This is a genomic window from Bartonella sp. TT121SHDZB (assembly GCF_042193415.1).
Classification (GTDB): Bacteria; Pseudomonadota; Alphaproteobacteria; order Rhizobiales; family Rhizobiaceae; genus Bartonella.
The window spans coordinates 304748-327729 of record NZ_JBHILR010000001.1; the positions used below are offsets into that span (position 1 = coordinate 304748).

Consider the following 22982-nt stretch of genomic DNA (forward strand, 5'->3'; position numbering starts at 1 on the left):
CGTAAAGATCACTCATAGCTCTTCACCATATTCTCTCAACTTTATTGTAAATTCTTGTTTTTTGGGGGTGCCATTATGATGAAAAACGCTTTGTTTTTCCTCTACAGAAAGAATGACAAACTTACCTAAGATTTTGCCTTGACCAGTCACAAGAATGTGAGGTCCCATATGCGCTATTTGTCGTAAATATTCGAGCTGTCTGTGACCACCTTTGAAATCTGGATAAATCACGCCTGCTAAAGAAAATTCCGCATTTGCAACAGCAGGCAATTGAAGAGCAGCCTTTCTCCCCAATCGCCCTTGCTCTACCCATGGAACTCCATAAGACATATCAAGTGCTTGATTGACAGCGTCTCTGATTTCGTCCTTGAGACCATTTGGTACTGAAATATTTAGATTTGTAATGGTTACACGGGCGTCTACTTCAACGGGCTTATGAACCGTAATTGGCTTTGGAGCTTTAAAAGCACCTACTTTATTTGTTGCCTGCATTTGTCCTGTTTCAACGACACTTGTATTAAAACCACTCTTGCGTTTTTCAGGTGGGGTATTTGTAACCACTACTGTATCAACCATTTTTTTTTGCACGTGCATTGGTTTCTTCGGTAAAGGTTTTAATGGTCTGCGTTGAAGTCTTGTCTATTGAAACATTAAACCCTAACTTTTCTTTCACCCAATTAGGCATCCAACTGGTTAATTTCTTCATCATATTGCCAAAACCGTTATACAGATCATCCCATTTGCTTTTGATGCCCTCCCAAAGCCCATTAATAAGATTGGAGCCTATTTCCATTAAATCGACACCAAACAGCCATTCAATGAGTTCATTGATTTTTTTCGAAATCCAAGTCAGTGGTGAAAAGTTTTTAAAGAACGTCAAGAGGTTATTGAAAACATTACTACATAAGCTGTAAAAAGAATCCCATAGCTTGCTTATAAAGCTTATGACTGTATCCCAATGTTTGTAGAGCAGATATCCGGCAGCAACAAGAGCTGCAATGCCACCAATAATCCAGCCAATAGGTGTGGTCATGATTGCGATACCAAGCGATATAAAAGCAGAACTAACGGCAGTTATTGCTGGAATGGGTGAAGCTATAAGAACTGCCCCAACCGCGGCTAAAGATGCTGCTACCCAACCATTGAGTTTGTCCCAATATTGATAGAGGACAAAGAGCGCTGCAATGCCACCCATTAACCAACCGATAGGTGTCGTCATAATTGTGATACCAAGGCTAACAAACGCTGTTCCTACGGCTGCTAATGCGGCAATGAGTGGACCAAAAATGAACGAACCAAGTGCCACAAGTCCTACCTTAAAGAGGGTTATTTCACCAATCAGAGGTTCTAGCCATTGGAACCAGCCTTTAATCCTCTCTGTGAGATCACTGATGCTTTTTCTTAAATCAGAGGTAGGATTAAGCAAATCATTAAGGACTTTTTTTAAGGTTTTTGCCCAGCTCGCAACGGTTGTTTGGATGAGGTCGCGGTTTTCATCAATCAGGCGAGAAAAACCGTCAATCATGTCATTGATCACGGGCATGAAACGCGCGCCAATAAAGCTCGCGATACCGCCTATTTTTTTCTTAAAGGCACCAAGCTTGTCACTCAAATCTGCTGCATAGCGTGCCACATCGGCACCTATCAGCCATTTTCCTTTCCGCGCCTTTGCAAACAGCTCTTTAATGGGTGCCATGCCTTGTGCAAGCATGGTCGCCATTTCTTTACCATCACCACCAAACAGCAGAGCGGCAATATGCTGTCTTTGTGCTTGATTTTTCATCTGACTCATCTTGTCGGTAATTTCTTCTAACAAGACAGAAGTGGATTTGAGTTTTCCAGAAGTGTTTTTGACAGAAATGCCAAGCGCTTCAAAGCCCATCATGCCTCTTTTTTGTCCGGCATAGGCTTGTGCCGAACGCCTATTTAAAACCGCTAAGGATTGTTGAAAAAGTTCGGCAGAAGTGCCTGAATTATCGGCTGCATCACCCCATAATTGAAGTGATGCAACACTCATATTTAAATGGTGTGATGCGTGATAAAGACTATCGCCCAGATGCATGGTTTTCATGGTGAGGGCGGCTACACTTGCCACAAGACCACCACCAGCAAGCCCCAAGACACCAGTAAAGACCGAAGCACGGCTTGCCGCCACTCCAAGAGCACTTTGAACGCCATGAAGGCTTTTTGTCATGTTTTTGACAGCAGCAGAAAAGCGCGGAATACCCAAACTATGTGAGAGTGTTTTTGACAATGTATCGAATTTTTTTTGAAGATGTTTGAGAGGTGCGGAGAGTTTGTCTTCAAGAGACAATTTTACCTTTGCATCAGCAACTTTTTCACTCATTTTGTCTTATACCTTTCTGCTGCTTGATTTCGCCAGAATATGAGTTCTTGCGGTTCCATTTCCATCATCTTTGAAAGGGACCAATGAAAAACAATGGCGATATCGGCTATGAGTTTAGCGGCGGTTTCCCAGTCGAGGTGTCCCGCCGCTTGATAAAAGACTCCAAAATCTCTCCAATGCTCGACAAGTCATTAATATCGAGTTCTCCAACCGCTTCATGTGCCCATCCAGAAAGGCGTGCAATCATAGCGATTGTTTGCTCTATGCCTTCTTTTTTGTCGATTGCTTGCACATCTTTTGTTTTGGGGCGCTGTAAAGTAATTTCGGTGTGATCTTTTCCTTCAAAGGTAACAGGTACAAGTAATTTATGTGTAATGCTTGTTTGTACTGTCATTTTATAATCCTATATTTTCTCTATGGTCTGCGAGTTGATTGACGCCATTGAATTTTCTCACCAAGTTGAGGACATCTATCTCAACGATTTCAACGTCCTTCTGGACATATTTGAAATACTGCAATGTGAAGGTAGTTGTGGATGTTGCTTTGCTGCCTGGTTGCCATTCTGCCATTTCAAAGCCTTTGCATAGTCCTCTCATGGTAATGACAACACCTTCTGCTGGTGTGCCTTGCGCTTGCATTGAACTTCGTAATGAGATATCGACATCTGTGCGCCCCAACAGTGCCATCAATTCTGGAGAGCAATCAGAAATGGTCATGCTAAGTGTGAGGGTTTCAAGACCAAGGTCAACTTCAATAGAGCTATCCATGCCTCCACCACGATAACTTTCAACAACCAAATTCAAATTCGGTAATGTTACGCTTTCACATTTTGCTTGATAGGGAATGCCGTCGACAAAAATGTTAAAATATTTCAAAACTCTTGGTAAAACAGGTATAGCCATTAAAAAATCTCCTCTAAATAATCATTCACAATGCGTGAACGGAATGTGATATGTTCTGCTAGTGTTGTTGGTGTAAATTCAACATTGAAATAGACTCTGCCGTCTTCAATAGCGCTTGCTGTATTCAACTCTAGATCAGGCGTACAACGCCCACCAAGAATGGCGCCTTGTGCTTTTAAATCACGCAAATAGGCATTGACGCTTTCACTGACATCATTCATGTAGGTTTTTTTGATATTGCGGTCGACAGCCCATAGATGCCCGCGCAAAATGGCATCATTGATCATATCTGCGGTGCGTACCACCGATAAGAAAGCAAATTTTGTATCGCTTGAGAGGGTGCGATTACCCCAAAGACGATAACCGTTTTCGCGGATAATTGTTGTGATGTTTTGTTCGTTAAGAAGGTTGGCGCGGCTTGATCTATCACCAATGGAAAAATCAATGGGGCGTGCAATACCAACAATGCCATTGATCACTTTGTTTGAAGGGGAATGCCAAAAACCGTGTGTAAAATCAGTTTTGGCAATGACACCTGCAACTGCTGCACTTGCCGGCTGTTCTACAATTTTGCCATTACGATTCACTTTTACAAATGGATCAATAAGAATGGCGCGCTTTGAATCAAAATCTTTTGCTGTGCTAAGGGCTGCTTCATCTGTGCTGTTTGGTGCATCAAGCACCACAATAGCACGCAAACGCTCGGCAATGCCAATCAATTCTGCTGCTACGGGGTTGGCAGTTGCACCCGTTCCATTTTCTTCAATATTCACACTGGAAGGGCGTTGATGTGTAAAGCCTGGCGCAATCAGAATGCGTGGTGTTTGTCCTACAATGGACCCCGCTCCAATGAAAGCATGAACACCTTCATAAGCACCATTTGCGTTTACACCACCCAGAATATTGGTGAGTGTTGCATTTTCGTTGTCACCCTCGTTCACGCGTACGACAACGACAATTGCTCCTACTTGCTTGAAAATAAGATCAAGGGCATTGGGTAAGGTCCCTTGACGCTTCCCCGTTTTATCGAGTTTTGCGGCTTGTGAAAGAGAGCCTGCTACCAAAACCGGTGTGTTGAGAGGGAATGCTTGTTCATCTGCATCGGGTGCTGTGCCAACAATCCCGATAACTGCCGATTGAACTGCGCGAAGGGGGCGGGTGCCGTCGTCAACTTCAACGACTTCAACACCGTGTAGAAAACCTGTTGCCATACTTTATGCTCCTTTGAAATATTGGCTAATGAAATGAATGAGAAAAAATGAGGGTTGGATTTGAAATCGCACCCTTTAAAACAGCAAATCATAAGGATTTTGGTTCACTCGCATTTCAAATGCGAGTGAATAGTAAAGGGTAGCATTTCAAATGCGATCCTTTGAAAACAACAATATGTGAAATAATTTTTTAAAAGCATATTGACACTAATAAACTCTCATGTTATTCGAATCACAAGTGCTAGAAACACTAAACCATTAGCGGATAGGTCACGTAAGATCTCTCCCATGCATTTAAAATACTGATTGTCTTTTATGCTATTATTGGCATATAACGATTTTGTCGGGTGTAGCTATGCTATACAATACCTTCTCACGAGGGGAAGGCATAGCGACGGACTAATGGCCGTGTTTCTAACGCCCGGCACCTTGGGGGTGTCAATAGAGACATTAAAACCATTAGGAGTTCATCATGAACAATTTAGTAACAATCAACAGTGCTGGTATTGCTGTCACAACCTCTTTGAAAATTGCTGAGGGTGTGGGGAATACGCATAAAACAGTTATACAGTTAGTACGCAATAATCGTAAAGATTTTGAAGAGTTTGGTTCACTTGGATTTGAAATCCAAGTGAGTAAAAGAGACGGTAAAGGTGGTCAAAAGAGAGAAGTTGCTATTCTCAACGAACCACAAGCCACTCTACTCATGACCTATATGCGTAACAATGATACGGTGCGTGCATTCAAAAAAGCCCTCGTCAAAGCTTTCTATGATTTAAAAAACCAATTAATTGATAATGATCGTGATACACGCTTTGATTTTCCAAGCAACTGGGATGAAATGGGACCTACTGAAAAAGCTGTTTATATTTATGGACCGCTTCACATGCATCTTGTTAAAGCCTTTACATTAGCAGAAGAGAGCAAACATTATAAAACGCTTGTTGAAGAAGCCAAGCGAGTTTTAGTAAGCCCTGTTGTAAAAGTAGCTTAAGTTAAAAACATGATTTTATCTCCTCGTCTTTGAGGCGGGGAGGTAGTTAATGGCTCTGTTCCATTTGTATATCCACTTTATTAGCTGTTAATGTTGGAATAGAAGAGACATCAATGTCCCTCAAGGCATGCCATGTATCATAATTGGCTTGAAGCTGTAGCCAAAGGGCTGGTCCATTTCCTAACAATTTACCAATGCGAGCTGCTGTTACGGCTGTGACTGGACGTTCTCCTTTAAGGATACCGTGCAAGTGCTGGCGTGATATTTGAAGAATCCTAGCAATTTCGGTTTTGCTTGCATTTAAATGTTCTAAGGATTCAGCTAAAATTTCTCCTGGATGAGAAGGACAACGATTAGGATTACGTGTGGTCATGGATAGTTTCCTTTACAAATCTTAAAACCTTCAGTGGTATTGCTCTAGATCAACATGGTAAACGTGTCTGTCTTTAAATTCAAAAGTGATACACCAAGGACCATTGATATGAATTGTGTAGCGAGTTGGAGTAAAGCCTTTAAGCATATGAAAATTATAACCTGGTACATTGATATCACTAACTTGAGAAGCAGCGTCAAGGGCATCAAGACGGCGAATAATACGCTGTTGAAGCCTGCTATCAATCTTACTTTTTCCTGTTTCCCAGAGAGATTGTAGGTCTTTATTTTTAAATGTTTTGATCATAACAAACTCAACAACTTTATTTTAAATAAGATGTAATGTATTAAGTGACACGTGTCAACAAAAATGTTACAATTTAATATGATTGATGCCAACACTGTGGAACTACAAGAATTTAAGAAATGAATATCAAACCAATTCGTGCTGAGAGGGAGTACCAAGAAGCTTTAGAAATTGTGTCTGCAATGTTTGATAAGCAGCCTAAAGAGAATACTCCAGAATTTGATAGAATGAAAACTCTTGTTTTGTTAATTGAAGCTTATGAAACAGAACACTATCCTGTTTCTCCACCTCATGCGTAAAGAGAAGAATAGGTGCATGGAGGGGATAAATTTGCACGTTAACATCAAGGATTTTACAAACATACCAACGGCTGTCTGATCAAATATTGCTAAAAACTCAGATCCCTTGCTGTTCTTAATAAAGAAAATACGAAGTTTAAATTCTATTGTCATCTTGCTCTCCAAATCAATGAAGAGACTATAACAACCATCATCATGCTCCATAAGCCTGACACTGTCAGTCAAAAAAAGCCCTTTCAAAGGGCTTTTAAAGAGCGATAAAAGGACTTAAAAACATATAAACCTGCTTATAGAACAGCTATCCATTTGACTTCTGTCATATCTTGGTTACTTGTGCATCCATTTATTCTTTCCATAATCTTATGAGGACAGCACCATCTGCTCCAGCACCACTTGGAGAAGAATCAGCATGAGCACCAGCCCCTCCGCCCCCAAAACCACGCCCTGCTTTTCCCGAACTATAGGAACCTTTGCCGATTCCTCCAGAGCCACCACGTGATGTATCACCTCCAGCATCGCCTCCATTACCGCTTGTTTTGCTCGTAATTCCACTCGTTCCAGCATAACCATTTCCGCCTTTGGCAAGCCCTAGATGTTCGTCTGTTGCTAAACCAAAGTTTCCACCTGTACCTCCAGCACCGCCAGAGCCTGAATAGTAGGAAGTATTATCTTTACCATATCCCGTGTGAGTGCTAGAAGAGTAAGTACCACCACCACCAAGTCCTCCTGTCGCCGTAATAAAATTTTTGCCAACGGTTGTTGTTCCTCCAAACTTACCTTTTACATTCCACCCAGAAACAGAATCTCCTCCTTTACCAATTATGATATTCTCATGACCCTTCAAACTCGCTTTATAACCATACCATACCGTACAACCGCCACCGCCGCCACCACCTCCTAAGTAAAAAGAATAACCACCCCCACCACTGCCGCCGCCACCCCATGCTTGGATTTCGACTTTGGTTTTATCCGTTACCCAGTCTGGCCATTGAATTTTTCCATCTTGCGTATACAGTAATTCAGCATCAGCAAGAGCCGGCCAATTCGTGATTTTATCGGTCAAATCTTTTTTAAGACTCTTTATCTGTGCCAAGATGGCTGCATCCACTTGTGATTTGGTATAAACAAGATCTCCATCGACTTTTAAAGGTCCTTTAAGAAAGCTTTCGCTTGTGCTTAAACTGGTAACCATTTCACCATTGTGGATGAGGCTAAACGACGAATTGCCTAACAGTTCCAAATCACTACTCATGGTGACTTTGCTGGTAAATTTATTATAACTTTGCCATTCATTTGGGCTGGCTAAGCGACCATAACTTGTGAGATCTTCGTTGATCTTGGCTCTAAAATCATCAAGCCCCACAATATCTTCGGTTTTATGTTGATGTGCGCCTAACAGTGAGACAGCACTCCCAAAGGTGAAGTTATTGTTGCTTGATTTATAGAGAACATAATTGTTGGCAGCATCGTGTGCACCCTCGATATCGCTTAAATCAGCAAATGAGAAGGTTTTATCGGCTGCCATTTTGCCATTGAGAGCGCTTTCTAGATTTGTGATTTCGCTTATGGTGTGCGTGTGTTTTGAAGGCGCTTTTTCGTCTACCTTGTCCTCAACAACCAAAAGAGCCTGATCAATTTTTGTCAAGTTTTCGCGCAAGATTGGGAATTCAGAACTGATAAAACGCCCCTCTTTAGGCAATTCCATGTCGAGTTTTTTGGTTTTTGTCATCTCTGTTCTCCCCATCACAATATGCCAGCGCCAAAATCACTCACCATGGACCGCGCTGCTGGTCCACCAGTAAGCGTGAGTTTGAGGCGCGCTTGTTTGGCGCCTTTGTCACTGCTCACAAATTTTCGTTCTGTCCAAAGGGGCTCGGATAACTGCTCTGTTTCGTCAAGTTTCAAAGGGGTGAAAGCACCATCATCCAGTTGCATCTCCAGTGAAAAGGTTGCACCACCTGGTAAAAAGGTTTTGATATAGCTGGTCAATCTTGCTTTTTCACCAAAGGCAAAAGCACGGGTGACATAGGTAGCTTCCTTATGGATCTTTCCCGCAATCAATTGAACAGGAGCAAACAAGACGGGTGAGAGTTTCTCTGTTCCTTTGAGAATAGCGCGAAGCTTTACCTTTTCACTGATATATTCAGTAAGGCTTAGCAATTGAAAGGGCAGGAGTTGATAAATTGTGCCATTGTTTCTCTCAATTTCAAAGATGACAGAACAATCGCTTGAAGGCAATTCAATGGCTGCGCGTACTTGCAAATCAGAGCAGGCCACAAGGTCAAAGGTGCCTAAATCGACAATCTTTTCTGTTTGCCTATAGCGTGCCACCAGCACTCGAAAGGCTAAAGCCTCATCTTGATGGGCTGTCCAGCTCCTAGCATTGACAGAAGAAAAGCGTGGTCCGGTCACGTAAGGGTGACTTGAGACAAATCTTTGACTGTTTACATCAAAATCTCCAAGCTTTGCTAGTGAGACGGCATGATCAGCATCATCGGTTTTAATGACAAAAGCAGTGAGACGGTCATTAGGGACTAACAAGGGGACATCATAGCGTGCTTCTGCCCAACCTAGCTTTGCGCCCTTCATAGAATAAAAGCTTTGCGCTTGAATATCGGCGGTCGGATAGCCGTTTTCAGTGGTGACCAAATCAATCACCAGATCATGGTTCTCATTGCCGATTTTGCAAAGATGAAAGTCAATTCCGGTGATTTGCCGTGTTTCATCGGGGGTAAAGACTTGCGCTTGTGGGTCAAATTGCGTCCAGATCTTCACTGTTGTGGTGCGTCGCATCACTTTCACATCAATCAGACCTTGCCCTGTAAAAAGACCCGTTGCAATGGTTCCACCTTTTCCCCGTGCCACAACATTTTTTGTGCCAGCCGTAATATTTTGTGGAATCGTAAAAGTGCCTTCAAGGGTTCCTTTGCTATCGGCAACAAGCTTTGTTTTTGGTAAAACATTCACACCATCAAAGATGAGGCTTTCTAATTGTTCTAACTTGCCAAAGCCTTCAATTTTAAAGTGAAGGGTAATTTGTCTTAAAAAGTCGGTTTGTTCTTGATGTGCATTGACCAAGTCATCACGCACTTCTGTGTTACGGATAGTTCTGCCGCGATGTTTTCCCATAATGATTTGATTGGTGATACCCGAGAGCCAATCGGTGCGCTGTTCATGCCAGAAGTCTGTTGCGGGTTCAAGGGTTACTGTACCAGGTAAGGTCGCAAAATTTTGATAAGGATTGATTTTTTCGCAAGCCGTTGTCAACTCTTGCGCAATGATCACTTCATTTGTCCAGTCAAGGGTGACAGGCGCTGTAAGATTAGCGGTGTAAAAGGTTGGGTCAATGGCGAGCTGTAAAATGCCGTTGCCTACAGCACCTGTTTGTTGAAAGCCTTCATCTCTGTAACTATCATCAAGAAAAGGGTCTGCAAACATGCCCTTTTTGGCAACAGGTTCTTTAGAGTCAACATTGCTTTTAATACGCTCTAATTGCATCAATCGATCAAGCGAAAGCACTCGTTGAAAATAGCGCCACATTTCATCATAGGGGGCAACCCGTGTGCCATCATTGACCACAACCGGCGTTTCAAGCCAATTGTTGGTAATGGTTGCAAGGGACAACACATCATCAGGGACATTTGGTGCCATGGGGTGATCTGATGAAACTCCTTTGATATATACGACATTGCCTTGTGTGTTCAGTCCTATGCGGTCAATGCGGGGGAGTTTGTAAGTGTAACTGACGATAATATCACCACCTTGCGCCCCACCTGAGACAGTGATTTCCTGTGCTGTTACTTTATCAGCGGTGATTTTTGCACGATAGCGGTAAGTCACCTTATAGCTGCTCCCCGCTAAAGGTTCGTCTCCCACGGGTGCCCAATCAATGGTGTCTCCGGTTTTTTTAAAATCTATGCCTTCTTTAAATTCCTTGCTTCCTTGAACGACTTTAATAAACGCGGTGATGCTTTTATCAGGAACACCATCACGCCCAGCGGCAACGGCACCACGGGTGACGTTAACGGTTTTTTCTTTTGTCAACAAAAGAGACTGAATATCGGCAATAGGAAAATAATAGGGTTTAAAGGTGAAACTGGTTTTCCCTTTTGGGGGCGCAAAAATATGCGTTTCGCTAGGAACAACGCTTGTCGAAAAGTCCTCGAGTTCTTCATGACGCAAAGCCGCTAAGCGTTTGCGTTTAAAGCCATTGATATTGGCTTCTCCTTCTTGAATACTAAAGACTTGGCAACCGTTATTGGCTCCCAATGCGCTCACACGGCAACCACTCACGATATAATGTCCATGGGCGCGGTCGTACGTCGCAATAGCTTGCATGTCGGGTTCAAGGAGTGAGGGCGATTTTTGATCAATCAAAACGCCATCTTGTAAAATATAAACCGGAAAGAAAGTGCCATTCTGCGCATCCTCTTTTAGTGCCCAAACAAGCTTTGCTGTTTCGCGTGCCGCTCCAGGCTCTCCTTCTGCTAAGGTGCCAGGGACTTGCCCCAACAGCTCTGGATCATCTTCGTGTGTTATCCATTTTTTTTGCAGCTTCACACCAATTTCCAAGCGCCCAATCATAGCAACATTGTTGAGTACAGCTGGTGCAACGGGGAAAATATCGCCTGCGATATAAATCTTGCCATCCGTTAAAGTGACGGTCTTTGTCTCTTTGTTGACAAAAGCATCAGCCCGTTCAACGCGGTCTCCTTCTTTTGCAACAAGGCGCCCCAATCGGTCATGCCGTCCCCTTATAATGGTTTGAACCTCATTGAGTTCACCACTTTGAATAAAGGGACGCGTGCCATAAAACACCACGCTTTGTTGTTCCTCTTTGCCGCGAGATCTGTCAATTGCAAAGGGTAAACCACTTTCATGCTTCATATTAAAACCTCAATAAAATCTTGAATTGTTCGCGAACATCGGCACGCAAAGGAATATTGATGGGTGTTTTGAGTATCTCGACACCACCATTCAGTTCATTGACGTCACACCAAAGCTTTCCAAGGGGGATATCTTGTTTGGGAATGCCGTGAACGAGAATAGAAACAAATGCTGCTTGTTTGCCATCAACATCGTGAAAATCTGTGCGGGCTGCAACAAGAAGCGCCGTGCCCATCGGGGAGGGCTGGAATCTGCCGCTTGAATGGTTATAAACACCATCCAAAGCCTGTTCGACAGGCGCTACAGCATAGCATCTGCGATACCCAATCACGCTATTTTGGCTGTCTCTTAACACGAGATAAAGCGTGCGACCATGAAACCATTCTGCCATAAGCATATCGCGTTCATGTTTTTTGACCGAACACCACGGAAAATTTGCCAAATCCCAAGGATAATCAATTTGGTTCCAGCTTAACTCCTCGTCAAAGTCATCTATCCAATTACCAATAAGCCTGCCTTCTTCTCTTGTGAGCGTGTGATTGATCTCTGTTGTGCGCCCAAAGGAAAACAAAGTGCCCCCAGCTGTTAAGCGAACACCGCTTTCATACTCCAACATGCTGTCATCAAGGCGTGACATATTGCATTCAACAGCTTGCACATCATACCCCGCAACACCACGACGAAAATCGGAGCGCAAACTTTTGGAGAGATCTGTAATCGCTTCAATGGCTTCAAGCTGTGTTCGTTCAGGCAACTGATCAAAATCAAGTTGAAAGGAGTTCCACCATGCGCGCCCCGTCCAGGCGGGTTGAAAGCGTGCTGTAATCTCTAGCCATTCAAGCCCCATCTCTATTGCCGCAAGGGAGCCACGTATCCTCTGCCATTGAAGCCCTTGATCAATCAAATCATAGAGATTTGGAACATAAGGTGTCAGTTCACCAAGCCCGTATTCTTCAATCAACCACGGCAAGAAACGGGGAGGGCGTGTGATCAGTTTTGCGCGTGAAATCCCCAAAACAGAACCATCAATATCTTGATGAAAATCGCAAGCATCAGCAAGGCGCTTTTCAAATTCCGTCGCGTTTGTGGGAAGGAGGGAACCAACCATTAGCGCGCACGCCCTTTGAAGTTTAAGGTGATTTTTCCAATCGATAAAATTTCTTCATCACAAACCATACTGTCTTGTGTTGGGGTAATGGCAATCACTTTCTGGACACCAGCAATCATTAGTTTTGAAATCCACCACGACAAACTTAATTCACGACCAATGGCTTGTTCTTGTTTCCAAGCCGTGCGTAAATTTGTTTCCATTGTTGTGAGAATTTTCAAAGATGTTTCTGGTAACAGCCAAACATCTGCTTCTAAATCCAGCACTTTTTTAACAGCAGCGTGAACAATGATTGTATCATTGGTCATGATGATATTTTTTTTGTGAAGAGCTTCTGAAACTGTTTGTATGAGATCTTCAGATGCCGTTCCTTCTTCATTGTTGCCAAAAAGAGCAACATAGATGGTTGGGTCTTTGCCTTTACGATAGATAATCGCATCCTTCACTCGACTATCGGCTGTTAAGGCGATAAGCTTGTAATAGGGTTCTGTTCCACTTCCGTTTCCTCCACGGGCATGAAGCTGTATGCGTTCACGATATCTCTCGTCACTTTCACCCTCCATGCGGGCAAGACCATGCCAGTTTCCCAAAGCATCAAGAGATTCACCGGTTGCAAAATCAAGAATGTTGTTGCGTGCCGCTTCGTTAATACGCTGTCTTAACAGCAACTCTCGATAGCTAAAAGCCTCTATGACTTTTACAGCCGGATCACTTTCAAGAATGGTATATTCAGGCAAAAGCTCTTTTAAATGGGCAAGAGCAGCAGCGCGGATTTCTTCAAAAGAAAGTTCTGTGATGATTTCGGGTTTTGCAAGCACTCCATTCATTTTATCAATAATCCTTCCATGGTAATGGGCTTGCCGGATGGCAAATAAATGCCTTCAAAGGATAAAGAAACGTGTCCATTTTCACTCCATTTAAAATCGATTTTTTTCAATTTAAAACGCGGTTCCCACTTGTCTAAAGCCTCAGCAACAGCAGCATAAAGAGCAACAGCAAAAGCATTATTAACCGGTGCATCAATGAGTTCTGCAACACGTGAACCATAATCACGCCGCATTACACGCGAACCAATCCGTGTTGACAAAATATCAAGAATTGATTGGCGTAAATGATCAATGCCGGTTAATGGCTTTCCCGTTGTGCGGTCCATTCCACTGTTCAATTGGGACCTCCTGTCATCGCGCCACCAGAATAAACACCACCATGAACATGTGTTGCTCCTACATTGGTGCCGTTATGCTTTAGTCCACTTGAATGAATGGAAACATTATTCCCAGAATGAAGAGAGAGACTATCATTCGAATTCAGTGAAACGCCACCACCCGCCTTCAAAGAGATGTTGCCTTTTGCGTTTAAATTTATATCGCTTTCTGAAACAATCTTTATGCCTTCCGGTGCGGTAAGCTCTAGCTTGCCACCATCACCTTTTAGTGACACACCATCAGCAATCGTGAGAAGAAATTTTCCACCTGATTTGATATGAATTCCATAAGTATTTTGTTCATCATCATATTCAAGGCTGGTTCCATCGGGGTATATCGTTCGGTGAATGCTGCCTTTATCGGCTGCTTGATTAGCATCGGTATGAAGTGAACCAACAATCACCCCTTGTGATAAATCCCCTGATGACGAGATAACAATCACTTGCTCTCCGATATCACGCCCTTCATACGAGCGTGTTTTACCGGCGCGGGCTTGGGTATCTGGAATCCAGTCACTGACAAGATTGCCACTTTTTACCCGATAGCGTGCGTTTTTATGGTCGACATGGCTAATTTTTCCCACCACAACCATATTGGCCACACGTCTCTTTAGATCTGTGATTTCTTTATCACGTCGCTCTAACATGTCCACCTTCAATTTTATGGTATTTATCTTTATTTCTCACGCCTGTTTCTGGTTTAAAACCGACAAGGGGTTCAACAACTCTTTCGGTTGCATTTCCTTCATAAGGGCAGGGGATATTGGTGACGTAAGTTACGTCAAAGGTTAAAATTGCACCATGGAGCGCTAAGGCGCCATTATCGCCAAAGGCAAAAGCAATATTTTGCAGGCGGCATGTTTCAACGCTGTTGTTGAGATTGGGATTAGCGTAGAAAACCTCCTCAACTTCCCATGCTAATTGGTCAACAAAACGTGCTCCATCTTCACATGTCGCATAACATTCAACATCTAGCGTTAAAACACGCCGCCTTAAGCCAAAATCATGTCCATCTTCAATTGTTTCACTTTGCGTTGAGATATTAATAGCTGGCATTGCTTCAATAAATAAATTGAAGTCACGCATATTGAAAACATTGTCACCAGCTGCCGTCTTTGCTGCCTTTATCAAAGCAACAAAGCTTTCCCTTATTGTTTTTCTCGGATGCATGAGTGTTCCTGTTAGTTAACATTTATTCTTTTCTTTATATTGGTATCGTGTTATGATACATAAAAGAACGAATAAAGGTGATTTGGTGATTGAATCTTTTGCTGATAAGCGGTGTAAAGATCTTTTAGAAGGCAATCCGTCCAGAGGCTTTCCCACCACTCTAGTGCGTATAGCCCAAAGAAAATTGTTTATGCTCGATAAAGCAGTTGATCTTAAAGATTTGCGTAGTCCTCCCGGAAATCGTCTAGAAGCATTGAAAGGAGAGCGTAAAGGTCAATATTCTATCCGTATTAATGACCAGTTTCGTATTTGTTTTGAATGGCGCTCTAATGGCGCTTATGAAGTTGAAATCATAGATTATCATTGATCTGTAGGAGGTCGAGATGAAAAATTATATAGCGATTCATCCCGGAGAAATTTTACGAGAGGAATATTTAAAAGAATATGCTCTGTCTGCTTATGCTCTTGCAAAAGCATTGAATGTTCCACGCACGAGGATAGAACGTATTGTTGCGGAAAATAGCCCAATAACTCCTGATACCGCTCTCAGACTGGCTTCTTTTTTTGATACTACAGCTGAGTTCTGGCTTAATATGCAAGCTGCTTATGATGTTTATATTTTACAAGCAGAAAAAGCAGATGAATTTGCCAAAATTAATAAATTTGAATGTACAATTTAACCACCTCCCCACCTTTGAAGTGGGAAAGGGGCATATTTTTTACTTAAGCAACCTTTTTAATGGGGCTCTCGAAATTTGGTTCATAAGCGCGTAACAAAGAATCCATGCTATGCGGTAACTCTGAATCACCAAAATCTGTTAGAATTGCTAAAATCTTCGTAATATTTGGAACCTCATTTTGAAGTTTTGAAATCAAAGCTTTTTCTATTACACTCATAGTGTCAACCAGAGCAGTACAATCTTTATCGCTCATATTTTCATGTCTAGAAAATCGAGATAATGCCATCCATAAGTCACATAAGAAGTTGGTATCTATCTTCATTGTACACCTCCATGAATTTGTTCTCTCAAACATGCCAATCCTCTCGATGTGATTTTCGTTGAAGGGAGCACCTTCTCTGTACCATCTGGTCTTTGAATGGTGATCGCAGGGCAATCCATGAAACCTTTCTTAATTTTGTCTTGATAAGGTAACAAGGGAGTTCCTGGAGCCCGTCGATAGACCCAATCATGTTTACGCAAGTAATCCGTTAAATCCTTTGGTCGTACCTCCAACATCTTTGCTGCTTCAATAAGACCAAACAGACCATCAGAACGTTTTAGACCCTCAAGTGCCTCTGCTTTTGGTGCTAATTCTGCAATAACATGATCTTTCTGCTCAATTTGACTTTGTAAATGGTTCAAGACACCAAGTAATGCCTCGGGTTTAGAGTAGTCAACTTGTGATGCAGCTATCTGCGGTGTTGCTACTTGTTTCAAAAGCCGTTCACATTTGATAAAGTATAAACGAGCTTCTCTACCTTTCTTATTATTCTCAAGCATAGAAAGCTCTTTTGCTACACTTAAAGTTAGATGATAATCTTTAGAGGGACGACCACCTTGGAGGTTTTCCCCAAAATTGGTGAAAACTAAATAATCCTGATTTTCTAATAAATTATATTTGTTGATGCGATATTTAATCCAAGTAGAGAAATCTTTACCTACTTCTAAAAACGCATGCAAATCACGAGCGTTAACAGTTTGAACAGTTTCCTGATCGATAACCTGTTCTCTAATTTCTATAAGAGTATTCATAATGAATTCCTTATGGTTAGATGTTTTTGATTGACACTCTAAGAAGAGTGCCGGGTGCTCAAAAACACGGCCATAAGTCCGTCGTTACACTTTCCCCGCAAGGGTATTGTATAGCGTAACCACACCCGACAATATTATTATACGCATGTAGCATATAATGAGTCAAAGTCTTTAATGTATAGAAGACTGATTATTTCGGTAACCAATCCGCTTATGGTTTAAGGTGTTTTTGAGGCACCTGATTCGATTATTCATACTCCTACTATAATGTCAAGCAGTAATATTACATTTTTCTAAATTATATAAGTACGTCTTTACTTTATTTGTCGACTCACTTTAAATTTCCACTTTACTTTTTTATTTATAGCTGAGGGGGAGGTAATGCTGGATACCCTTGATACAATTGCAATGATCGTGTGCTTGTTATCATTGCCAATGATGATTGTCGGACTCGTTTTAGTATGTATAAAGAAATGGCGGAAAAACGGACTGAAAACTCTTGGTATTGGAGCTTTATTATTTATCGGCTCTGCGATAGTAGGTGCTTCTGTACACAAAGACAAACCAAATCAAATTACACACAATAATGAAATTGTTACCTCCTCCTCGACTTCGTCAATAGATGTTGCTACTCAAGATGACAGCGTGACTCAGGCACCAGTTGAGAATACTGATAAGCAAATTACCCCCACTCAAGTTAACAAACCAGACAAAGATGATGGATTAGGCTTTTGGGGATGGGGGTTGTTAATTTTCTTTGCGTTTTTTGCGTTTTCCATTTTCGCTTATTGGCAAGATAAACGCAAAAAACGTTTTGAAGAAAAAGTTCCAGAACAGGCTTCAATGTCGCTCCCTCCTGCACATCCTTCTTCTGATTTCTCAGTCGTTAATAAAACATCTCCAGCACTTAAAAATGAACAACTGGAAAAATGGATCAGGATCTTTCTCCATTGTGCTCTATTGATTGGAGGCATTGTGGTAGTAATAAGTATTTCACCATGGTTATTAGTAGCCATTCTTATTATTTTACTTTTGGTGATCGCTCACTACTCTGAAAAGAAAAAAGTAAAACTTTTTGAAGAACAAGTTGCAATGTTGCTACCGGATATTAAAGTGTCTAGTTTTTCTGAAGCGTGTAAAATGTTTCAAGAACTTGACGCAAGCGAATATGAATATCGTTTAGCACACAATGAAAAATTGTTGGGGGTTCAAGAACGCGTTTTCTTTGATATTAATAAAAAGATCACACTTAGAGGACGTCTTTTGGTAACCGATCAAGCCATTGTATTTGAAAGTCCTGAAAAGAATGAACGAACCACTTGGACACGAATTGCATCAGTAGCTATAACATACCATGAATGCCAAATCAGTCTCCGTACCGGCATACCACGGAATTACCAATTCACTGCCTTTTCAAGTCCAAGGTTTACAGCAGTAATTCGAGTTCTGGGACAGTTTTATTGATTTTTAAACACACAAGATAAAGATACGTTCATTGTTTTATCTCCCGCAAGATAAGCTTATACATACCGGATTCAGAGGCTTGGACATCTGTAACAGTGAAGTGTTCTTGAGAAGAGGGGGCTTTGTTGTTTTCAGGAGAGAGGACCACAATACTATCTTGAGGTTTTGGTGGTAATCCTCCAATGTCATTGATACAAAGATCAAGTTCCTTTCTTGCAATTGTGGTGGAGATTCTGCCACCGGCGTCCGATTCTGAATGCTTAATGGTGTAAATCGCTGTGATACGAAAAGATTGCTCGTTGTCTTTTCGTGTGTAGATGATGGGCTGCCCAAAAGTGTTGCGCACATCTTTAACCATTTGGTTTAGCAGCCCGTTCCACCGCATGTTATTTCGCTCCAATCACTGCTTTAAACAGCATTTCAGGGCGTGTGCAAATGTAAAGCGGATAGCTATACACTTCAGGTTTTACCCATGCATTACGGTCGTGGTCGACGATAAGCATCGTGTAGAGAGGTCTTCCAACCGTGTTGGCAAAATCCAAGCTTTCACCAGGAGCAAAGGTTTTTTGGAAGACACCAGGCGCATCAACAGGAAAGAATTGACATTCATCAGGCTTAATGCCTATGGCGCGCTTTGTTCCAGCCTTCGCACTCACATTATAGTTGTGAATACTCCGGTAATTAATGAAAGTCACACCCGCAAAGTCAAAACTACCAAAGCTCCCAGAGCCAATCGAATTTGGTGTTGCAACACCTCCGGCGCTATTGAGTGTCTGTGCTAAGGCTGTGTTTAAATAGGTCTCACGAATTGTTTTATGGTTTTTCAATTTGGAAAAGAATTCATTTCCACAAAGCCCAATAATGCGTGAACGATCAGAAAACGCTCCTTTTGAAGCTTCAATCATCCTCATAATGACTTGATCAACATGGTCCGCAACATTGGTTGTCTCATTATTTAATTTAAAATCAATCGGCTTTGGTGGTGCGATTTCCCATTCTTTGTACCAATCGACAATTACGGAACCATCAGCATCAAGAACCACCCCTTGAACAGCGCCAAGCTGCATATTTTCCCATGTCAATTCTATTTCAGAAATCAGTTTCTTTTGTTTTCTGGCAATATATTTCATTGCTGTCTCTAACTGATTTTCTGTCCCAAATTCACGACGGTTTTGGATTTCCTCTGATTTCACCGTATCACTTTTGGCAATCCGTGTTGTTTTGAAAAACCGAAGATTACGACCCTCTCTATCACCTTCTGTCAAAGGTGCGCCACGTTCACTGGTTTGAATAAGCGAAAATGTATTATCACGCCGTTCAATACCAACCACTGTGGTACTGGTTTCAACTTCTTCAAAAAGATTAAGAGAACTTACAAGACCAGGTTGAAACTCATAGTTTTCGATGGCTTTCATCATTGTGATGCTTGAGAAAGCATCATGTTTAAAAAAATTCATATCCATGTGTGCATTCTCCTATCGCAATAGAATGTTGTTTTTGTCTTCTAAAGACTGAATGGCTGCTTTCTTTTGCTCATCCGTGATGGCATCTGGCCATAGCAGTTCAGAAGCTTTTACAGTGCATAAGCGTGCTGTAATCACGGCACGTTGATCTGCTTGAGAGGCATCAACAGTGGCAAAAGAAATCCCTGCCGGTGTTTGACTGCCATCTGATGCTGCTGGATTAAGGGGGACATAGTGTTCCGTTGCGGTTATCTTTCCCATGACAGTTCCCGCTTCAATGAATGCTCCTGATGCAAACACCACTTCTTCGTTTGACATATCGGGGTCGTAGGGTCCAAGATAAGCGCCATTGCGTACGTCGTCATAAATAATATTCGTCATTTCACTGCCCTCCAAGCTGCTTCCCATTTTGCATGAATCTTTGCCTTGCTCGTCCCATCACTATGAGGGGTATAAGGCGAGACTTTTAAAGACGCGCTTTGAGAGCTAGCAGCCGTCAACACACACTGGCGTGCTTTCTCGATACTCATACCTTTTTGAATAGCTTTTGCTGCGTCAAAAGAAACGCCTAAGTGCTTTGCTTGCCTTTCAAGGGTTGTTAGTGCTTTTGCGCGCTTTCTTTCTTTTTCAAGCACGGCTTTCATATCTTCGCGCTTGTTTTCATTGTCCTCATTGTCTTCGTCCTCTTCGTCTTCTTCATCGTCGAAGTCTTCGGCGTTTTTGTCGATGTCGCTATCGTCTTCGTCCTCTTCCTCGTCATTGATGATGTCGACGATCTTTTCGTCATCATCTTCTTCAGCGCGGTATTGTGTGCGTGCCATGTGTTTTGTCCTTCTTTTTCTGTTGATGTTGGGTTTTGTGATATGGAATCCGTTAAGGCTTCCAAAGCTTGCGCAAGGGTGCCTTGCACATCTGCTAATCCAAGCGTGATCGCTTGGGTGCCTATAAAAGTTTCTGCTTTTGTGTCACGAATTGCAGCAGCATTTAAGCGTCTGTTTTGCGCCACCAAATCGACAAACATCTCGTAGAGCAGGGCGCAATCGGCTTGCATTTTTATCTGTGCTGTATCGCTCAAGGGTTCGTGAGGGTTGCCATGGGTTTTGTGATCACCTTCAAAGACAAAGGTCCATTTATGCCCGTGTTTTTCATCTGCACGGGATTGGTCAAGATGGGCACAAACAACCCCAATCGAGCCCACAACCCCTGTGCGAGCTACCCATATTTGAGAAGCAGAACAAGCAATGGCATAAGCCGCTGAACAAGCAAACTCATTGGCATGTGCCCAAATGGGTTTATTGTATTGTTTTGAGAGTGTTTGAAACTCTTCAACCAAATCAAAGACACCACCGGCTTCTCCACCGCCGCTGTCAATATCAAGTAAAACAGCACGAACATCAGGTTGTGCAATGGCTTCACGAAAAGAAGCCCTTAAACCTTCATAAGAGGTTAGCCCCGATAAAGCCCCAAGCCATGCACCACGGCGCACAAGCGTGCCATGAACTGGTAGGATAGCAATATTGTTTTGCACCACGTAAGTTTCTGGTGGTCTTAAAGCTTCCGTATCTCCTTGTCCAAATGCCCCAGGGGCAAACTTTTCTCCCTCAAAAAGACGCGGCGCAAGAGCATTCAAAATGATATCAAGTTTTGTCGAGGCAAGCATATGTGGAACCCCAAAAAGCCGTGATGCCAAGAACGGCATATCAAGATTATTCACCATTTTTATGTGCCTCACTGCCTTGGTTGCTTTCATAAGTCTCAGAAGGTTCTGAATCTGCTGTATCAATCGCTTGATTTTCACCAGAGGGCGCTGCCATATCCGTGTCAAAAGATAAGCCGCGCGCACGAGCGTCTGTGTGCTCTTCTTGCATTTCGGCATGAATGCTGTCGATATCAAAGCCGCGCTCAGCAAGTGCCATGCGTCGTGTTTTCAAGCCTGCACGGATTTCTTCTTTTTCCGCTGAGATATCCTTGTTTGGATCAATCATTTCAAGCGGGGGTGCAAAGCTTTCACATTGAAGCCATGGCAAGGGATTTTCTTCCCACCCTGGCAAATTGACGCATCCAGAAAGCACTGCCATTTCAACAAAACGCTCCCAAACAATGCGGTTAAACTGAAAGGCAATAATATGTTCACGCCATTGTTTGACGTGCCGTCTAAACTGAATGATAGAGGTACGCACATTAGAAAAATTCCCCCGCGTAACGTCTCCAGTCACAACGGCATAAGGCATATTAAGTGCTGCACAAATTTTCAAGATATTGCGAAATTGAAAAGCCTCATAAGAACCTCCAACCTCAACAGGATTTGAGAATGTAACTTCTTTATTCTCTCCTAAATAAAGAGATGCACCGGGCGCAATGACAGGTGCTTTGTATTCTTCTTCAACGTTGTTTTTATCACGATTATCGGATAATTTTTCGACGTTTGGTGAATTGTCCTTGACAAACGCCGCGAAAAGAGCCGCCGTCCTTTTTCTATCGAGTTCTGCGTCGTCATAGGATTCGAGTTGAAAGATCTTTGTCATACAGCGCGTTATTTTGGGAGAACCGCGCAATTGTCCGGCAATACGGCGCTCTTTGATGTGAAGGATCATTTCAGCGGGGACACGTATGCGTTCTTGACTCTTAAATGCTATGTTGGAAGGAGAAGCATCATAGGGGTGATGTTCCCAGAAATGATAAGCAACACGCTTACCACTGGCATTAAATTCAATTCCCATACGAATGTAATTGCCTTCAATCTCAGCCGGTCCATTGTAGGAAAGGTCCAACATTTCCGTGGGATAAACTTGCAACTGAAGAGGCACACCAGAGCGCCCGTAGAGATCAACATAATGCAATCTTACAAAGCACTCTCCGGTTAAAAATACTTCTCGTGCAATGGTTGCTTGCAGCCCATAAAAGCTGGTATCTTCATCATAATCGGCTTCATCAACCCATTGCCACCATAAGTCTAAAAGCTTTTTCTTTTCTTCTTGAAAGCCTTCAATACGAGGATAAGGTTTAATCCCATCACTTACAGCCGCAGAGACCCATTCCTCCGTTGCAGAACCATAAAGAGCTTCATTGTCATAAAGCCATCTTGAACGGGCAACAATGGTATCACCGCATTCTTCAATCGCTTTATTGATATGTTTTTTTGCGGGATCAAAACCACCCATGCGACGGCTTTTGCTTGCAGCTTCAAAATGGGGATTGTGTTGACGAGAAATTGTAAAAAAGCCCGTAAGTTTATTGATAAAGCCAGCCATTAATAGCCTCGTGAGATATTAAAATAGAACACGCGTGAACCTTTACGCCCTTCAAGGTCCGCTATTTGCGTATTGATCATTTCAAGAGCTCTGCGCAGTTCCTCAACAGAGCGGTTGCTGACTTGCTTATCGCCGTGACGCACTGATTGCGCACCCGAATAAAGAGCCTCTTCAATTTGTTCACGCCGCCTTTTTAAGTTTTCAAGTCTGTCAATTTTGCTGTTAATTGGTTCTAAAGTTTCATCCACA

27 protein-coding genes and 2 pseudogenes are annotated in these 22982 nt (G+C 42.5%); 5 read left to right on the plus strand and 24 right to left on the minus strand.

Translation table 11 applies throughout. The features are described from left to right. Positions 1–12 precede the first annotated feature (12 nt). From ACFIKI_RS01200 to ACFIKI_RS01225, 6 genes and pseudogenes are all read right to left on the minus strand, one after another. On the minus strand, positions 13–330 hold the full coding sequence (locus ACFIKI_RS01200) for a phage tail protein (RefSeq protein WP_375665337.1): 318 nt from the start codon (positions 328–330) through the stop codon (positions 13–15). Beyond that, a pseudogene (locus ACFIKI_RS01205) lies at positions 331–2347 on the minus strand (phage tail tape measure protein); the annotation flags it as partial. Further along, complete coding sequence (locus ACFIKI_RS01210) at positions 2344–2415, minus strand: GpE family phage tail protein (protein ID WP_081486138.1); 72 nt, start codon at positions 2413–2415, stop codon at positions 2344–2346. The pseudogene ACFIKI_RS01205 and the gene ACFIKI_RS01210, both read right to left, overlap by 4 nt. 38 nt (positions 2416–2453) lie before the next feature. Beyond that, complete coding sequence (locus ACFIKI_RS01215) at positions 2454–2741, minus strand: phage tail assembly protein (protein ID WP_375665299.1); 288 nt, start codon at positions 2739–2741, stop codon at positions 2454–2456. Position 2742: 1 nt separating this feature from the next. After that, complete coding sequence (locus tag ACFIKI_RS01220) at positions 2743–3249, minus strand: phage major tail tube protein (RefSeq protein WP_375659760.1); 507 nt, start codon at positions 3247–3249, stop codon at positions 2743–2745. Continuing rightward, positions 3249–4460, minus strand: coding sequence for a phage tail sheath subtilisin-like domain-containing protein (locus ACFIKI_RS01225; protein ID WP_375665300.1), 1212 nt, complete (start codon positions 4458–4460; stop codon positions 3249–3251). Before ACFIKI_RS01225 ends, ACFIKI_RS01220 begins: the two co-directional genes overlap by 1 nt. Positions 4461–4932: 472 nt before the next feature. On the opposite strand from ACFIKI_RS01225, the gene ACFIKI_RS01230 reads away from it, so the two are divergent. Then, complete coding sequence (locus ACFIKI_RS01230) at positions 4933–5454, plus strand: Rha family transcriptional regulator (protein ID WP_375646757.1); 522 nt, start codon at positions 4933–4935, stop codon at positions 5452–5454. Positions 5455–5500: 46 nt separating this feature from the next. Here ACFIKI_RS01230 and ACFIKI_RS01235 read toward each other — a convergent pair whose 3' ends face one another. Both ACFIKI_RS01235 and ACFIKI_RS01240 read right to left on the minus strand, forming a co-directional pair. Continuing rightward, positions 5501–5827 (minus strand): HigA family addiction module antitoxin, encoded by a 327-nt coding sequence (locus tag ACFIKI_RS01235; RefSeq protein ID WP_273791640.1) that lies wholly within the window; start codon positions 5825–5827, stop codon positions 5501–5503. Positions 5828–5857: 30 nt separating this feature from the next. Then, positions 5858–6133: a type II toxin-antitoxin system RelE/ParE family toxin gene (locus ACFIKI_RS01240; protein WP_273791641.1), complete on the minus strand. Its 276-nt coding sequence runs from the start codon at positions 6131–6133 to the stop codon at positions 5858–5860. Between the two features lie 119 nt (positions 6134–6252). On the opposite strand from ACFIKI_RS01240, the gene ACFIKI_RS01245 reads away from it, so the two are divergent. Further along, positions 6253–6432, plus strand: coding sequence for a hypothetical protein (locus ACFIKI_RS01245; RefSeq protein ID WP_375665301.1), 180 nt, complete (start codon positions 6253–6255; stop codon positions 6430–6432). 343 nt (positions 6433–6775) lie between these two features. Here the strand turns inward: ACFIKI_RS01245 and ACFIKI_RS01250 are convergent, their stop codons facing one another. The 7 genes from ACFIKI_RS01250 to ACFIKI_RS01280 are packed head-to-tail and all read right to left on the minus strand — an operon-like array spanning position 6776 to position 14801. Then, positions 6776–8161 carry a Bgr_08870 family protein gene (locus ACFIKI_RS01250; protein WP_375665302.1) on the minus strand — a complete coding sequence of 462 codons (1386 nt, stop codon included), beginning with the start codon at positions 8159–8161 and terminating at the stop codon, positions 6776–6778. A gap of 14 nt (positions 8162–8175) precedes the next feature. Continuing rightward, positions 8176–11319, minus strand: coding sequence for a DUF4815 domain-containing protein (locus ACFIKI_RS01255; RefSeq protein ID WP_375665303.1), 3144 nt, complete (start codon positions 11317–11319; stop codon positions 8176–8178). Between the two features lies 1 nt (position 11320). Then, positions 11321–12427, minus strand: a complete 1107-nt coding sequence (locus ACFIKI_RS01260) for a phage tail protein (RefSeq protein ID WP_375665304.1) — start codon at positions 12425–12427, stop codon at positions 11321–11323. After that, a complete protein-coding gene (locus tag ACFIKI_RS01265) occupies positions 12427–13254 on the minus strand; it encodes a baseplate J/gp47 family protein (protein WP_375665305.1) in 828 nt (275 codons plus the stop codon). The genes ACFIKI_RS01260 and ACFIKI_RS01265 overlap by 1 nt, the downstream gene beginning before the upstream one ends. Continuing rightward, complete coding sequence (locus ACFIKI_RS01270) at positions 13251–13592, minus strand: GPW/gp25 family protein (RefSeq protein WP_273791723.1); 342 nt, start codon at positions 13590–13592, stop codon at positions 13251–13253. Before ACFIKI_RS01270 ends, ACFIKI_RS01265 begins: the two co-directional genes overlap by 4 nt. Next, on the minus strand, positions 13589–14278 hold the full coding sequence (locus ACFIKI_RS01275; protein ID WP_375665307.1) for a phage baseplate assembly protein V: 690 nt from the start codon (positions 14276–14278) through the stop codon (positions 13589–13591). The genes ACFIKI_RS01270 and ACFIKI_RS01275 overlap by 4 nt, the downstream gene beginning before the upstream one ends. Beyond that, entirely contained in the window at positions 14262–14801 is a 540-nt protein-coding gene (locus ACFIKI_RS01280; protein ID WP_375665308.1) for a hypothetical protein, read from the minus strand. The genes ACFIKI_RS01275 and ACFIKI_RS01280 overlap by 17 nt, the downstream gene beginning before the upstream one ends. A gap of 52 nt (positions 14802–14853) precedes the next feature. Between ACFIKI_RS01280 and ACFIKI_RS01285 the strand changes: the two genes are divergently transcribed. Both ACFIKI_RS01285 and ACFIKI_RS01290 read left to right on the plus strand, forming a co-directional pair. Further along, entirely contained in the window at positions 14854–15168 is a 315-nt protein-coding gene (locus ACFIKI_RS01285; RefSeq protein WP_375665309.1) for a type II toxin-antitoxin system RelE/ParE family toxin, read from the plus strand. A gap of 16 nt (positions 15169–15184) precedes the next feature. After that, positions 15185–15481, plus strand: a complete 297-nt coding sequence (locus ACFIKI_RS01290) for a HigA family addiction module antitoxin (RefSeq protein ID WP_375665310.1) — start codon at positions 15185–15187, stop codon at positions 15479–15481. Positions 15482–15524: 43 nt separating this feature from the next. Here ACFIKI_RS01290 and ACFIKI_RS01295 read toward each other — a convergent pair whose 3' ends face one another. Then, entirely contained in the window at positions 15525–15803 is a 279-nt protein-coding gene (locus tag ACFIKI_RS01295) for a hypothetical protein (protein WP_375665311.1), read from the minus strand. After that, positions 15800–16555, minus strand: a complete 756-nt coding sequence (locus tag ACFIKI_RS01300; protein WP_375665312.1) for an antA/AntB antirepressor family protein — start codon at positions 16553–16555, stop codon at positions 15800–15802. Before ACFIKI_RS01300 ends, ACFIKI_RS01295 begins: the two co-directional genes overlap by 4 nt. A 381-nt stretch (positions 16556–16936) precedes the next feature. Between ACFIKI_RS01300 and ACFIKI_RS01305 the strand changes: the two genes are divergently transcribed. Next, entirely contained in the window at positions 16937–18019 is a 1083-nt protein-coding gene (locus ACFIKI_RS01305) for a hypothetical protein (protein WP_375665313.1), read from the plus strand. Between the two features lie 28 nt (positions 18020–18047). On the opposite strand, the gene ACFIKI_RS01310 is transcribed toward ACFIKI_RS01305, so the two are convergent. The 7 genes and pseudogenes from ACFIKI_RS01310 to ACFIKI_RS01340 form a co-directional block, all read right to left on the minus strand. Beyond that, a complete protein-coding gene (locus tag ACFIKI_RS01310; RefSeq protein WP_375665314.1) occupies positions 18048–18404 on the minus strand; it encodes a hypothetical protein in 357 nt (118 codons plus the stop codon). 1 nt (position 18405) lies between these two features. Continuing rightward, positions 18406–19482: a major capsid protein gene (locus tag ACFIKI_RS01315; protein WP_375665315.1), complete on the minus strand. Its 1077-nt coding sequence runs from the start codon at positions 19480–19482 to the stop codon at positions 18406–18408. Positions 19483–19494: 12 nt separating this feature from the next. Beyond that, entirely contained in the window at positions 19495–19863 is a 369-nt protein-coding gene (locus tag ACFIKI_RS01320; protein WP_375665316.1) for a head decoration protein, read from the minus strand. Then, on the minus strand, positions 19860–20126 hold the full coding sequence (locus tag ACFIKI_RS01325; RefSeq protein ID WP_375665317.1) for a hypothetical protein: 267 nt from the start codon (positions 20124–20126) through the stop codon (positions 19860–19862). Before ACFIKI_RS01325 ends, ACFIKI_RS01320 begins: the two co-directional genes overlap by 4 nt. Before the next feature lie 236 nt (positions 20127–20362). Continuing rightward, positions 20363–21232: pseudogene (locus tag ACFIKI_RS01330) on the minus strand (S49 family peptidase); the annotation flags it as partial. After that, positions 21189–22733: a phage portal protein gene (locus ACFIKI_RS01335; protein WP_375665318.1), complete on the minus strand. Its 1545-nt coding sequence runs from the start codon at positions 22731–22733 to the stop codon at positions 21189–21191. The gene ACFIKI_RS01335 and the pseudogene ACFIKI_RS01330, both read right to left, overlap by 44 nt. Then, positions 22733–22981 (minus strand): phage head-tail joining protein, encoded by a 249-nt coding sequence (locus ACFIKI_RS01340; RefSeq protein ID WP_375665319.1) that lies wholly within the window; start codon positions 22979–22981, stop codon positions 22733–22735. Before ACFIKI_RS01340 ends, ACFIKI_RS01335 begins: the two co-directional genes overlap by 1 nt. Between the last annotated feature and the right edge of the window lies 1 nt (position 22982).